Here is a 15,723-nt window from a genome sequence, read left to right on the forward strand (position 1 = left end):
TCATCAGGTACCCCAAGATTGGAAAATGTCTATGCGGTTGGGAGTGTAGAAGGAAAAGAGGAAGTTGGTGGGATCGTAGGCTATCATCGCCGAGGATCAATACAACAAGTATTCGCATTAAATCCTTCTTTGGCTGGTGAAAGTCATGTGGGAAAAGTGATAGGTAGTCAGCACAGTAGTGGAGATTTTGAACATGCGTATATTTATCGGGGGATGACTTCACTTCCTACTACTCATGAAGATGATTATACAGGTATGTATGAAAAAGAAGATCTCTTACTTGAATCGACTTACAGATTGAACGGCTTTGGATTTGAACCAAATGCTTGGAATATTGATGAAGGAAAGACTCTTCCCTACTTTTCATTTAGCAACTTTAAAATTCATTTTGATGGGTATGGGTTTGTACCAATTGAACAAGAGGTGAGCATGCCTGAATTAAAGGAGCCTGTTGAGACTAGTTCTACTAGCGTTACATTGTCTTGGAACGATGTTGCCTTCGCCGACAAATATATCGTTAAAAGGAATGAAGAAATTATAGAAGAAGTAGTTGATACTGTTTTTACGGATGTAGGATTAACTCCAAATACAACTTACCGTTATGAACTAATTGCAATAAACTCTCGCGGGTCTAGTGAAAGTGATCCTTTAATTATTGAAGTAACGACTAATGAACAACAACAAACTGCCCCTCAACTAACTGTAGTTTCACATTCAACGGATTCAATTTCCTTGGAGTGGGGGGGAGCTGAAGGGGCATCGGAATATGTCTTAGAACGTCGCCTAAAGCCTGCTTCTATGGTTTCAGCTCGATCAGTTTTGTCATCGGCTTCCGCCGAAGGCTTCACTGAAGTGTACCGGGGCACTGATACTGCGTTTATCGATTCATCTGTCGGCCGCGGGACCCGTTACGAGTACCGGATTCAAGCGGTGAACGCTGACGGCGTGGCGTCGGAGCCGACCTACCAGGATGCCTACACCTATCAGCTGGTGACGTTTAACTGGTTCCCGGTGGAGGATGAAGACGGCGAAGAAGCGGTGACATACATTGTCGAACGGAATGGGGAAGAAATTGGCCGTACTGCGGATATCTCGTTTACGGATGACAGAGCAGTGCCGGGAGAAACCAACCTGTATCGGGCCATCCCGGTCTTTGAGGACGGCTCCGAAGGAGATCCAATCGATTTTGATGATGTGGAAGTTCCCGAAGGGGAAGACGAGGAGGAACCATCTGTCACGTTGCCAAGCGCGGCACCCGTCCTCACCGTCTTGGGGATCACCCAAACAAGTGTGGCGTTATTCTTTGAGGCGGTCGAAGGCGCTAATGAGTATATTCTTTATCGGGACGGAGTTGAAGTAGAACGCTTTACAGAAGCTCGTCGCTACATTGATGAAACGGTCGCCCCGAACACGACCTACCACTACACCATTCGTGCGAGGAATGAACAGGGGCTAGGGCCCGCTGCGAGTCAGCGTGTCACGACCTTAATGGAGGCACTGGCTACGCCGCAAAACCTCCGGCTTGTCGAAGTGACGAGCCGTTCAGCGGAGCTGGCCTGGGATCCGGTAACGGGGGCGGAAGCGTATGAGGTCTACCGGGATGGCCGGTTAATCACGACGGTGACGGAGCCAACGGTGACAGACACGGACTTAGCCATTTACCGGACCTATGACTATGAAGTCGTCGCCATCAGTGCGACGGGCAAAAGTGAGCCGGCCAGTCTCTCCGTTACCACGGAAAATGAGGCCCCGGAGGCCCCGACACGACTGCGGGCTGAGGAGCGCGGGCAAACAACGCTCACCTTACGGTGGACGGAAAGTGAGCGGGCAACGTCATACCGCTTAACACGAAACGGGGTCATCGTTTACGAAGGAAGCGAGCCAACCTTTGTCGATACAGACCTCGCCGCAAACACTGCGTATGACTATGAGGTCGTCGCGATCAATGCGGTAGGGGAAAGCGAAGGCACGACAGAGCGTATGACGACTTTACTGGAGCCGCCAGAGGCGTTTGACCTCTCTGTCACCGACATCGAACCTGATTCCGTGACACTGTCGTGGCCGGACGTAGCCCGGGCCGTCAGCTATACGGTTTATCGCAATGGCCGGGCCGTGGCGACCTTGAGTGAACCTGGGTATGTCGATGAGGGACTGGAGCCCGCTACCACGTATACCTATTATGTCGTGGCCGCAAATAACGGGGGAGAGTCGACATCCGAAAGGGTGGAGGTCACCACTGCCCTGACACGGCCGGAGCCGGTTACCGAGGTGCGGACAGAAGAGCTTCGTCAGGATGCTGTGACGCTTGGATGGCGGTCCTCTCGTATGGCGGAGGCATACAAAGTCCTTCGCGATGGGGTGGAAATTGGCACGACCGATCAATTACGGTTCACCGATTCAGATGTATCGCCAGATACGGACTATACCTATGAGATTGTCGCAGTGAATGACGTCGGAGAAAGCGAGCCTGCATCTCATGATGTGACGACCTTAAAAGAGGCGCCGGATCCGATTGAGAATCTGCGCGTCACGGAGTTGGAACCTCGGGAACTGACGCTTGAATGGGATCCGGCGGCCGGCGCTGATTCGTACCGGATTAGCCGCAACGGGGATGTCGTCGGGACAGTGGAAGAGCCGGTGTTCCATGATGAAAACCTGACCCCTGAAGCCCTTTATTCCTATGAAGTGGTGGCGATGAACAACGGGGGCGAGGCAGAGGCCGGTTATGTATCTGTGACAACGCCAACCCCTGTACCGGATGCCGTGTCCAACCTGACGGTCGAAGACCGGACGCAAGAGTCGATCACGCTTTCCTGGCTGGCCGCTCCCTATGCGACCGAGTACCGGGTCTTGGCCGATGGCGTGGAACTTGGCCGGACCACAGCGACCACCTTTACGGATTCAGGCTTACAGGCTGATACCGCATATCGTTATGAAGTCATTGGCTTAAATGATGTAGGCGAAGGAGAAAGCGCTCATGTGGTAGCGCAAACCTTAAAGCATCCTCCCGAGCCGGTTACCGGTCTTGTCGTTACGGACGTTACGGCCACTACGGTCGCGTTAGCCTGGGACGGCAGTGAGCGTGCTGACTCGTATCTCATTGTCCGAAACGGCGTCCAAGTAGGCGAGACGACAGAAATGACCTACGAAGACAGAAGACTTACCCCTGATACGGTATATGTCTATGAGGTTATCGCCAAAAACAATGGCGGGGAAAGCGATCCTGCCGAGGTTCAGGCTCGTACAGAAGAGCTGGAGGAAGAAATCGATGAGACCATTCCGCCTCGTCCGGATGATGGAACAGAAGATGAGGACGACACTGAAGCGGAAGTGGGGCCCGATTTCATTCGCTTAAGCTGGTATGCGATCCAAGGCGCGAGCCATTATGAGGTATATCGTGACGGGGAACGAATTGAACAGATCACTGATCAAGGGGACGAGATTTTCACCTTTGTCGATCAGCCGATTGACCCGACGGTCATGTATCACTATCAAATCGTCCCGATACGAGGAGATGGGTCGCCAATTGAGGATGATACGCCTGAATTTTCTCCGATTCCGGCGCCTGCATTTCTGGATATGAGAACGCAGGCAGGGGAAGTGTTACGTTCGCTCGAAGGGCTGGAGAACGGGACGGTGATTACCTATCCGGTCGTGGAGGAAATGTGGATCGCGGCGTCCTACTATGAAGAAAGTGACAAACTCGTTCATGAATATTACCTGAATGAAGAAGATGGGTGGCAGCTGTATCCAACGGAGGGTATTCACATCGAGGAATCGGGTGTGCTGTATCTGCGGTCAAGAAACATAGAAACCAATGAAACGAGTCAACCAGTTTTCTTGAAATTCGATAATCTCATCGAGTCAGCGGATCCCGAAGAGCCGATCGATCCTCCGGTCGATCCAGAGGACCTGTCGATCGTCTTGATTGATGGGCCGCGGCCGGACCGTAAGGGCATCCGGGTGGAGGGAACGAACCAGGAAGTCGATATTACGCTTCAGCACAAAGAGAATGAGGATATCCGTCTAACGCAACGGACGAGCAACCGCTTATCGTGGTTCTTCAATCTGGAAGACGGGGAATATGAGGTGATCATTGAAGGCAAAGTCCTTGGCACATTCCGGATTGGTGAAGTAGAAGAGGACGAAGGAGAAGCCGAATCACCAACCATTACAGTGGATATCCTTGATGGTCCACAGCCGAACCGGAAAGGCGTCCGGGTAAACGGGGTAGCGAGTGCCGATGTCACGCTCATGAAGGATGGAGAGGAAGTGGAAACCAAAACAACCACCAATCAGGTGGCGTGGTTCTTTAACCTTGAAGACGGGGAGTATGAGGTGGTCATTGAAGGCGAAGTTCTTGGCACATTCCGGATTGGTGAAGTAGAAGAGGACGAAGGAGAAATCGAAACTCCGGTCATTACAGTAGATATCCTTGATGGTCCGCAGCCGAACCGGAAAGGTATCCGGGTAAACGGGGTAGCGAGTGCCGATGTCACGCTCATGAAAGATGGAGAGGAAGTGGAGACCAAAGCGACCGCAAACCGGGTGGCGTGGTTTTTAAACCTTGAGGACGGCGAGTATGATATTCACGTTCTCGGGGAAAAACGTGGTTCCTTTACAATAGGGGAACCGAATAACGAGGGCGAAGAAGAAGAGGAAACAGACTTATCGATTGAGTTCCTTGACACGAATCAGCCGGACCGGAAAGGGATTGTGGTCAGAGGAACCCCAGGGAATGTCGTCGTCACCCTCAAGCAGGGAGAAGACCTTATTGAGGAAAAGATGACCGCGAATCGAACCGCCTGGTTCTTTGAGCTGGCCGATGGCGAATATGAGGTGTATGTCGGTGATGTCTACCTTGGCTCGTTTGTAATTGGACAGGAAGAGAAAGTGGATTCCGACCTCTCCATTGCCATTTTGGAAGCGGGCCGTGAGGACCGGCGAGGAGTGCATCTTCAAGGGGCCACGACCGATCATATGATCAGTTTGTATAAGGACGGCGAGCTCATCGAGGAAAAACGGACGAAGCAATTTATCACGTGGTTCTTTGACCTGACTCCGGGTGCTTATGAGCTCTTTATTGGCGACCAGCAGGTGGGTAGCTTTGAGGTCGAGGGAATCGAAGAGGAAGAAGACGACATCGGCTTTGACCTGGACGAGCTTGACCTGACGGTTAAGGAGGCTGCCTTGGCCTCAACACGCGGGGTGTATCTCGATGGACTGGAAGGCCAGCAGGTGAACGTGACCTTGCAAAATGAGGACGTAAGCTATACCCAGGAAGTGAATGAGGAAGGGTTTAGCTGGTTCTTCAATATCGAAGAAGGCACGTATCAAGTGCTGGTGGAAGGGTATCAACTGGCTGAGCTTGTGGTAACAGAAGAGGATCCGGCCGATATCGATGTAGAGGCGCTGGTGGTGACGGTCACACAACCGGAGCCAGGCACGAGGCAGCTGACGATCGATGGTCTGTCGGCCTATGATCTGGAGTACCTGGAAGTGGAGCTGCGCAAGGCGGGCGAGACGACCGGAGAGAAAACCGTTACGATTGACGGACAGGCGACCTTTACGGAATTGGGTGAAGGCCAGTACGACGTGTATCTTGGCGGAAAGCGTTGGGAAACGATTGACGTGACCGAGGCGATTCATGACTTGCCGGAGGCCGCTCTAGTCGGTATCGTGACCACGGGCCGCGTTTACAATTACAAGTCGATCCAGTTCCCGGACTTTAGTGGAAGCGGGGAATTAACACTACTGCAAGGGGAGGACGTGATCGAAACCAGACCGGTAAACGGCCGTCAGGCTGTCTGGTTCTATGGCTTGCCGGACGGAGAGTATCAGGTGTTGGTGGATGGTGACATCGTATACGATACGAACGGGCATCCATTAACCTTTGCGGTTTTGAGATAATCCATTTTTGGCAAACAGAAAAGAGAGCTTGGCATAGAGGCCAGGCTCTCTTTTATCTACTTTGTGTATCGAAAGGAGAAACCGATGACAAATAAACAAAGTATAAAACGCTTCAATACTCATGACATAAAGCGAATCATTTCTAATTGGCCTATTTTCAGTTTTTCAAAAAGAGACCATATTATTCATCAAATATTTATGACCTTTTCGCTATCTATTGATTCTTTGGATGACTTTGACTCAGTAGTTGATCGGGTACATCACTTATTTCCACATAAAGACAACACAAAGGTATCGATGAAAAAATCACAGTCAGGTAAGGGACATATTCTATTAATAAAATTGATAGTGACAAAGGAGAATATGGATGATTTCATGAGAAATAAAAAAAAATTTAAAGAAGGAGATATCTATTAAGTCATTCTTGTTATGATCATTAATTTTGTAAATCATTTAAATGGAATACAATTACACATTTAACTAAAGTTGAATAAACTAATTATATAGTATAAAATTTAACCGTAAGTAAAAAATATATAAAAAGTTGAAACCACCGAAAAGCGGCGTTTCTTATTTATTGGTCTCTTGAAGACAGATCATAGATAAGGGCGTTGTATTCGGTGGTTTTTTCTTTTGGAAGGAGGACAAAAAGGGGTTGAAGTGAAAGAGGTTTGTCCATGAAGAAGGGTTTCAGATTTTTTGAAACTTGGGTGAATACAAGTTGGAGTTTTATTAGCTTAAGAATTGGGTCCGTGTGTGTTCTTATCCTGAATGGCTTCTGGACAGGAGTTGTGAGAAGTATTATGGCGTAAATGGTATTGATGGTTCAGATCTAATGTCAGCACTAGGCTATGGCTGGGGATGGGGCGAGTACCGGCTGGTAAGAGCCTATATGGCTAAAGAGTAAAGCCCTTAATTTTTCAGTGATTAAGGGCTTTACTCTTTTAAATCACTACTTAGTTTAGGAGGATTATGATGAAAAAAACGAATTATAGTATGTCACCAGATAGAAGAAAGTCAATCTATCAGTCAAAAGGATTTAAGTATTCAACGGCTATGCTAAGTACGACATTGGTGGTTCCTGTTGCGGTGGCAAGTCTGCCGCAAAATAATGATGATTTTGCTTTAAATGTGTTTACAAATGAATTGAAAAGCATTATAGGGGAGTCAAAAGCACATGCTTCTTCAGATATAATACGGTCCTCAGAAGCTGAGCCGGAAACGGGCAATCTGATAATAGATGAACCTATTGAATTGACTACCTCAACAGTTTCGTTTTCATGGGTTGAGGTCCCAAATGCTGTTAGGTATATTATTAAACGTAATAATGAAGAGATTGCTGTGCTGACAGGAACAAACTTTTTTGATGAAGGATTAACTCCAAATACCCTATATCAATATGAAATAATTGCTGAGAATGCCTTTAGTCAAACCGAGCCTTATCGTTTTGAAGTAAAAACAAATAATGTTCAAGCTGCAAAAAAATCAATAGCAGCAGGTACTGACCATAGCGCAGCAATTTCTTATGATGGTTATCTTTATACCTGGGGTTATAATATTAATGGCCAACTAGGTCTGGGTGATCGTACTTCTATTGGTGCTCGTCAAAAATTGGTTCCTACTAAAGTAGAAAATTTGGAGAGAGTAACATCAATTTCGTTAGGTAGAAGTAGAGGGGCAGCAATTGATGAGGCAGGGTATCTATATACTTGGGGCAGTGGTGCGAGTGGAATGCTAGGGCATGGAAATTTCTATTTAAGAGATTCCCCTACTAAAGTAGAATCTCTGAATAAAGTAGAATTTGTTGATTTTGGTGTATATGCCACTGCAGCTATTACTGAAGGTGGTGTTCTTTATACATGGGGACAAAACAATAGTGGGCATCTAGGACATAACGATACTGTTGATAGAAACATTCCAACAAAAGTAAATGGTTTAGAGAATGTTAAATCAGTGAGTGTAGGAACAGAGCATATGCTGGCAGTTACCGAAGACGGTTTTCTCTACAGTTGGGGCGCTAATGATAATGGACAATTAGGACTTGGAGATGTAACTACAAGAACTAGCCCAGTAAAAGTCGATCTCTTAAATAATGTTAGAGTTGCTAAAACTTATAATCACGCTAATATAGTTCTTACAGAAGATGGAAGTCTTTACACTTGGGGGGCTAATCCCGTTGGAGTTTTGGGACATGGGGATCAAGAGAATAAACTTGTTCCAACAAAAGTTGAAGGAATTTCAAATGTGAAATTTGTTGATATCGGTCCAGCTCATGCAGCTGCAATTACGGAAGATGGCTCACTATATACTTGGGGAAATGGTGGGAACGGCAGATTAGGGCACGGAGATCAAGAAAATAAACCTGTTCCAACAAAAGTCGAGGGAATATCGAATGTAGTATCTGTTTCATTAGGTTCAACTTATTCTATGGCGTTAACGGAAGATGGCTTAGTTTATACTTGGGGGAATAATACGTGGGGCCCATTAGGTCATGGAGATAGTGTCGCCAGAAGTGTACCTACTAGAATTGAAGATTTTGTTGCTATTCTCCCAAGTGATTTTGATTTCGATGAAGAAGAGGACGTTACCTCTCCAACACTGGAAAGCCCACAACTCACAGTTTTTGACCAAACAACAAATTCCGTTTCACTTGATTGGGAAGAAACAGAAGGGGCAACTGAATACATCTTAGAACGTCGCCTGAAGCCGACTTTTATGTATTCTGCTCTTTCAGTTATGTCAGCGGCTTCGGACGAGGGCTTCACCGAAGTGTACCGAGGATCCGGTACGACCTTCACTGATTCGTCTGTCGGCCGTGGGACCCATTACGAGTACCGGATTCAAGCTGTGAACGCTGAAGGGGGGGCGTCGGAGCCGACCTACCAGGATGCCTACACCTATCAGCTGGTGACGTTTAACTGGTTCCCGGTGGAGGATGAAGACGGCGAAGAAGCGGTAGAATACATTGTCGAGCGCAACGGGGAAGAAATCGGCCGGACGTCGGATATTTCGTTTACCGACGACAAGGCCGTACCAGGCGAAACCAACCTGTATCGGGCGATCCCGGTCTTTGATGATGGCTCGGAAGGGGATCCGATTGATTTTGATGACGTTGAAGTGCCAGAAGGGGATGGTCAACCAAATTCAGCTCCTACTCTTACTATTGAGGAGATCGCTCAAACGAGTGTGACGTTGTCCTTTACGGCAGTTGAAGACGCAGATGAGTATATCCTTTATCGAGATGGGATTGAAGTGGAACGCTTTACCGAAGCCGGTCGCTATGTGGATGAAACAGTCGCGCCAAATACGACCTATCAGTACACAATCCATGCCAAGAATGAAAATGGACAGGGCCCCGCTGCGAGCCAGCGTGTAACGACTCCAATAGAGGCACTAGCTACGCCACAAAACCTCCGACTTGTCGATGTCACGAGCCGTTCAGCGGAGCTGGCATGGGATCATGTAACGGGGGCGGAAGCGTATGAGGTCTACCGGGATGGCCGATTGATCATGACGGTGACGGAGCCGAGGGTGACGGACACGGATTTAGCCATTTACCGGACCTATGAGTATGAAGTAGTCGCCATCAGTGCGACGGGCAAAAGTGAGCCAGCCAGTCTCTCGGTTACCACGGAAAATGAAGCCCCGGAGGCCCCAACACGACTGCGGGCTGAGGAACGCGGGCAAACGACACTCACCTTACGGTGGACCGAAAGTGAGCGGGCAACGTCGTATCGATTAACCCGAAATGGGGCCATCGTTTATGAAGGAAGCGAGCCAACCTTTGTCGATACGGGGCTAGCCGCAAACACCACCTATGACTATGAGGTAGTCGCGATCAATGCTGTTGGTGAAAGCGAAGGCACGACAGAGCGTATGACGACTTTAATGGAGCCGCCAGAGGCGTTTGACCTCTCTGTCACCGACATCCAACCTGATTCCGTGACGCTGTCGTGGCCGGACGTAGACCGGGCCGTTAGCTATACGGTCTATCGCAATGGCCGGGCCGTGGCGACTTTGAGTGATCCCGGGTATGTCGATGAGGGACTGGAGCCCGCTACCACGTATACCTATTATGTCGTGGCCGCAAATAACGGGGGAGAGTCGACATCAGAAAGAGTGGAGGTCACAACTGTCCTGACACGGCCGGAGCCGGTTACCGAGGTGCGGACAGAAGAGCTGCGACAGGACGCGGTGACACTTGGATGGCGTTCCTCCCGTATGGCGGAGGCATACAAAGTCCTTCGCGATGGGGTGGAAATTGGCACGACCGATCAATTACGGTTCACCGATTCAGATGTATCGCCAGATACGGACTATACCTATGAGATTGTCGCAGTGAATGACGTCGGAGAAAGCGAGCCTGCATCTCATGATGTGACGACCTTAAAAGAGGCGCCGGATCCGATTGAGAATCTGCGCGTCACGGAGTTGGAACCTCGGGAACTGACGCTTGAATGGGATCCGGCGGCCGGCGCTGATTCGTACCGGATTAGCCGCAACGGGGATGTCGTCGGGACAGTGGAAGAGCCGGTGTTCCATGATGAAAACCTGACCCCTGAAGCCCTTTATTCCTATGAAGTGGTGGCGATGAACAACGGGGGCGAGGCAGAGGCCGGTTATGTATCTGTGACAACGCCAACCCCTGTACCGGATGCCGTGTCCAACCTGACGGTCGAAGACCGGACGCAAGAGTCGATCACGCTTTCCTGGCTGGCCGCTCCCTATGCGACCGAGTACCGGGTCTTGGCCGATGGCGTGGAACTTGGCCGGACCACAGCGACCACCTTTACGGATTCAGGCTTACAGGCTGATACCGCATATCGTTATGAAGTCATTGGCTTAAATGATGTAGGCGAAGGAGAAAGCGCTCATGTGGAGGCGCAGACGTTAAAGCATCCTCCTGAACCGGTTGCCGGACTAATCGTTACGGACGTTACGGGCACTACAGTCGCGTTAGCTTGGGACGGCAGTGAGCGTGCTGACTCGTATCTCATTGTCCGAAACGGCGTCCGAGTAGGCGAAACAACAGAAATCGCCTACGAAGACAGAAGACTTACCCCTGATACGGTGTATGACTATGTGGTCATCGCCAAAAACAATGGCGGGGAAAGCGATCCTGCCGAGGTTCAGGCCCGTACAGAAGAGCTGGAGGAAGAAGTCGATGAGACGATTCCGCCTCGTCCGGATGATGGCACGGGAGAAGAACCAGATGAAGATGACGATACAGGAGCGGAAGTTGGGCCCGATTTCATTCGCTTAAGCTGGTATGCGATCCAAGGCGCGAGCCATTATGAGGTGTATCGTGATGGAGTACCAATTGAACAGATCACCGACAATGGGGACGAGATTTTCACCTTTGTCGATCAGCCGATTGACCCGACGGTCATGTATCACTATCAAATCGTCCCGATACGAGGCGATGGCTCGCCAATTGAGGATGATACGCCTGAATTTTCCCCGATTCCAGCTCCTGCTTTTCTGGAGATGCGAGCAGCGACCGGAGAGAGCTTGCGTTCTCTTGAAGGGTTAGAGAACGGGACGGTGATTACGCATCCGGTTGTGGAGGAGATGTGGATCGCGGCGTCTTACTATGAAGAAAGCGACAAGCTCGTCCATGAATATTACCTCAATGCGGATGATGGGTGGCAGCTGTATGCCACGGAAGGCATTCACATCGAGGAACCGGGTGTGCTGTATCTGCGGTCAAGAAACGTGGAAACAAACGAAACGAGTCAACCGGTCTTCCTGAAATTCGATAACCTTACCGAGTCAGCGGATCCCGAAGAGCCGACCGATCCTCCGGTCGATCCAGAGGACCTGTCGATTGTTTTGATTGATGGGCCGCAACCGGACCGAAAAGGTATTCGGGTTGAAGGGATGAATGAGGAAGTGGACATTACCATCCAACACAAAGAGAACGAGGACATTGTTCTAACGCAACGGACATCAAACCGCTTATCGTGGTTCTTCAATCTGGAAGACGGGGAGTATGAGGTGGTCATTGAAGGCAAAGTCCTTGGCACATTCCGGATTGGGGAAGTGGAAGAGGGCGAAGGCGAGGCCGAACCGCCGGCCATTACAGTGGATATCCTTGATGGCCCGCAACCAAACCGGAAAGGCATTCGGGTAAACGGGGTAGCGAGTGCCGATGTCACGCTCATGAAAGATGGAGAGGAAGTGGAAACCAAAGCGACCGCAAACCGGGTGGCGTGGTTTTTCAACCTTGAGGATGGCGAGTATGATATTTTCGTTCTCGGGGAAAAGCATGGTTCCTTTACAATAGGCGAGCCGAATAACGAGGACGAAGAAGAAGAGGAAACAGACTTATCGATTGAGTTTCTCGACGCAATTCAGCCGGACCGGAAAGGGATTGTGGTGAGAGGAACCCCAGGGAACGTCGTCGTCACCCTCAAGCAAGGAGAAGACCTTATTGAGGAAAAGATGACCGCGAATCGAACCGCCTGGTTCTTTGAGTTGGCCGATGGCGAATATGAAGTGTATGTCGGTGATGTCTACCTTGGCTCGTTTGTAATTGGCCAGGAAGAGCAAGAGGATTCGGATCTTTCCATTACGATTTTGGAAGCGGGCCGCGAGGATCGGCGAGGAGTGCATATCCAAGGCGCTTCGACGGATCACATGGTCAGCTTGTATAAGGACAGCGAGCTCGTGGAGGAAAAACGGACGAAGCAATTTATCACGTGGTTCTTTGACCTGGCTCCGGGTGCTTATGAGATCTTTATTGGCGATCAGCAGCTGGGCAGCTTTGAAGTCGAGGGAACCGAAGAGGAAGAAGACGACCTCGGCTTTGACCTGGACGAGCTTGACCTGACGGTCAAGGAGGCTGCCTTGGCATCAACACGCGGGGTGTATCTCGATGGACTGGACGGCCAGCAGGTGAACGTGACCCTGCACAATGAGGACGTAAGCTATACCCAGGAAGTGAATGATGAAGGGTTTAGCTGGTTCTTCAATATCGAAGAAGGCACGTATCAAGTGCTGGTGGAAGGATACCAACTAGCTGAACTTGTTATTACGGAAGAGGATACACTCGACATCGATGTGGAGGCGCTGGTGGTAACGGTCGTTCAACTGGAGCCGGGTACCCGACAGCTGACGATCGACGGTCTGTCGGCCTATGATCTGGAGTACCTGGAAGTGGAACTGCGCAAGGCAGGAGAGACGGCCGGAAAGAAAACCGTTACGATTGACGGACAGGCGACCTTTACGGATTTGATTGAAGGTCAGTATGACGTGTATCTTGGTGGAAAGCGTTGGGAAACGATTGACGTGACCGAGGCGATTCATGACTTGCCGGATACCGCGCACGTCAGTATCGTGGCCACGGGCCGCCTTTACAATTACAAGTCGATCCAGTTTCCGGACTTTAGCGGAAGCGGGGAATTAACACTACTGCAAGGGGACGAGGTGATTGAAACCAGACCGGTTAACGGCCGTCAGGCTGTCTGGTTCTACGGTTTGCTGGACGGAGAGTATCAGGTGTTGTTGGATGGTGACATCGTATACGATACGAACGGGCATCCATTAACCTTTGCGGTTGCGAGGTAATAAGTCCTCGGCAAGAGAGAGCTTGGCTTCTAGTCAAGCTCTCTTTATAACTTGAGTAGAAAAGTTTTAATTAATTGACTGTTTTATTAATAATTCAAAACACGGCCTTATTAAAAATTAATAAAATTTAATTAATTTGTGTTAAAATAAGTAATAAATTGGATTCGGAGGGCTGATGTGCGATTCCTTTATTATTTAATACGCGGAACAATGTTTATGTCGATATTGGCACTAGTCTTAATTTTTGCTTCTTTTATATGGGGATCTATAAAAGATACCTTTATTTATTCACCGAATAGTCCAGGAGAAAGTTTGAATTGGTTGTACTTGCTTTTTAATATTCGTGTATGGATATATGGAGCTTTATCACTTGTTTTGTACACTGCAGGAAATGTAATAAAAAAACGCATAGAAAAGGATGTTTTAAGTGGTTATAGTATTAGATATTCTACAGCTATTTTAGGAACAATAGCTGGATTTATAATGTTCGGGGTAATTAACGACGCTTCTAATGAAGTAATAAAAACACTTAGTCATACGAAAACAAACCATCAAGTTCCTCAACAAGCAATACAGGTAGAAGAAAATCATAAATATTATAATGAGTATGATAATAATGTTTTAACAGCGGATTTCGAATCACATTTAGCTTTTTTGATCGAGATTATGGATGAATGGATGCTTATGGAAGAAGATAAGACAATATCTTTAAACGATAGATATTTGTATGTGAATAACTTTTTAATTTTTGTCGAAGATTCAATTTATAATTCTGAAATTGACTTTTCTGGATATGAGAGATTAGAAGAAGAGTATGATTTAATATTGAATACACTTATTGAATTTTGCTATGCATATCTGAACTATGACTTACATGGTGATCTGGAATTTTATAACGAAGCTTATGATAACTTTAACTTAGCTTTATCTTATTTATACGATATGATTGAGCGAATGGAAAGAGATCCAAATACAGAATTAAATTTGGGAGTGTAACATGATGCTCATCCTTGCAACAAGCAGAAAATCATACTAATTATAACCTGGTGTACAAAAATAATTTACTTTTAACTAAGAATATAGTAATATTGACAATATGAAAGAGCTGAAATACTGTCTTTTAATAGAAAAAAAGCCCTTATCGGATTAAAAAATTCGGAAAGGGCTTTTTTCTATATTCTAACATCTTATAAGGAGGGTGCTGAAGTGAATAAAGATAATTTTATTTTAAAGGACCTTTTACATTTAATTGATCTTTGGGATGGGGAAGTAGATCTTGGTGAAAGAAATGGTAAAGTTGATTCTCTCACCTTAAAAAAAGAATATACTGTTGGCAAGGATGCTGATAAAGTGAAAACCATCCTGATTGAAAAAGTCATGAAATCTCATGGCTTTTTAACTTTAAATGGTTCTGGTGAGAAAGTAACGATAACGGCCATTGTCAAACCAGATTCTTTTGTTAGTGCTAGCCAAATGGTAAACCAATTAAAACTACTAGAGGAAAGCAACACAATTTCCAGAAGTAAGGAGAAGGATCTAGCTTAATGAATGAAATCATAAAGAGTAATAAAGAAGAACCTGGGATTGATTTTGAAGATTTATTTGAAACTGATATTGTAAAGGAATTTAAGTTTGAAGAGTTAGAATCAGAATTGAGGGTTGTAATGGAAGAGCTGAACCGTCAGCACCTTCTTAATTTATACTTTTATAAACGGTATGATGAATTGCTAAAACTAATTGGTGATCGTCATACCGTTTTGTCGTCTTCCCTTAGAAAAGAGTATGATTTTAAAATTTCGTATCAGCCATCTGAGAAAACGACTACTTTAAAAACAAAACATGTTCTCCCAACACTAAAGAAGGTGATGCCTAATAAGGTTTATCGTGAATATCGTACACATTTTATAAAATTAATAGCTCCTGGTTTAACAAAAATACAGCAAGAATTTGGAATACACTATGAAAAAGCAATGGTCATTTTTTTTTACGTTAGCAATACGAAGGAGATAGATGTTGATAATCGTTTTCAATCATTTGTATTTGACGCAATTAGAAATGCACGATTAATACAAAATGACAATCTAACTCATCTTTCTACTTTGAGCTATGGACAATATTCTGACAAGCCGGAGTCAACGACGATTACAATAATTGAGGAACGTACATTCGCAGAATGGGTAGCTTCTCAGTCAAATTTTTTTTGTAGAAACAATGTGTCTTCATAGTAATAGTAGATTGATCAAA

General features: G+C 47.1%; 6 protein-coding genes. All 6 read left to right on the forward strand.

All coding sequences use genetic code 11. The features are described from left to right. The first annotated feature begins 18 nt into the window (after positions 1–18). A complete protein-coding gene (locus M3202_RS18465; protein ID WP_251224718.1) occupies positions 19–5,910 on the forward strand; it encodes a fibronectin type III domain-containing protein in 5,892 nt (1,963 codons plus the stop codon). 84 nt (positions 5,911–5,994) lie between these two features. Further along, entirely contained in the window at positions 5,995–6,327 is a 333-nt protein-coding gene (locus M3202_RS18470; RefSeq protein ID WP_251224719.1) for a hypothetical protein, read from the forward strand. A 558-nt stretch (positions 6,328–6,885) separates the two neighbouring features. Then, positions 6,886–13,479, forward strand: coding sequence for an RCC1 domain-containing protein (locus M3202_RS18475; RefSeq protein ID WP_251224720.1), 6,594 nt, complete (start codon positions 6,886–6,888; stop codon positions 13,477–13,479). Between the two features lie 216 nt (positions 13,480–13,695). After that, the gene (locus M3202_RS18480) at positions 13,696–14,475 is read left to right on the forward strand and encodes a hypothetical protein (RefSeq protein WP_251224721.1); all 780 of its coding nucleotides are present in this window, start codon (positions 13,696–13,698) and stop codon (positions 14,473–14,475) included. A gap of 210 nt (positions 14,476–14,685) precedes the next feature. Further along, positions 14,686–15,024 carry a hypothetical protein gene (locus M3202_RS18485; protein ID WP_251224722.1) on the forward strand — a complete coding sequence of 113 codons (339 nt, stop codon included), beginning with the start codon at positions 14,686–14,688 and terminating at the stop codon, positions 15,022–15,024. Then, positions 15,024–15,704, forward strand: a complete 681-nt coding sequence (locus M3202_RS18490; protein WP_251224723.1) for a RusA family crossover junction endodeoxyribonuclease — start codon at positions 15,024–15,026, stop codon at positions 15,702–15,704. The genes M3202_RS18485 and M3202_RS18490 overlap by 1 nt, the downstream gene beginning before the upstream one ends. The last annotated feature ends 19 nt before the right edge of the window (positions 15,705–15,723 follow it).

The organism is Halalkalibacter oceani (genome assembly GCF_023715605.1).
Lineage (GTDB): Bacteria > Bacillota > Bacilli > Bacillales > Bacillaceae_D > Halalkalibacter > Halalkalibacter oceani.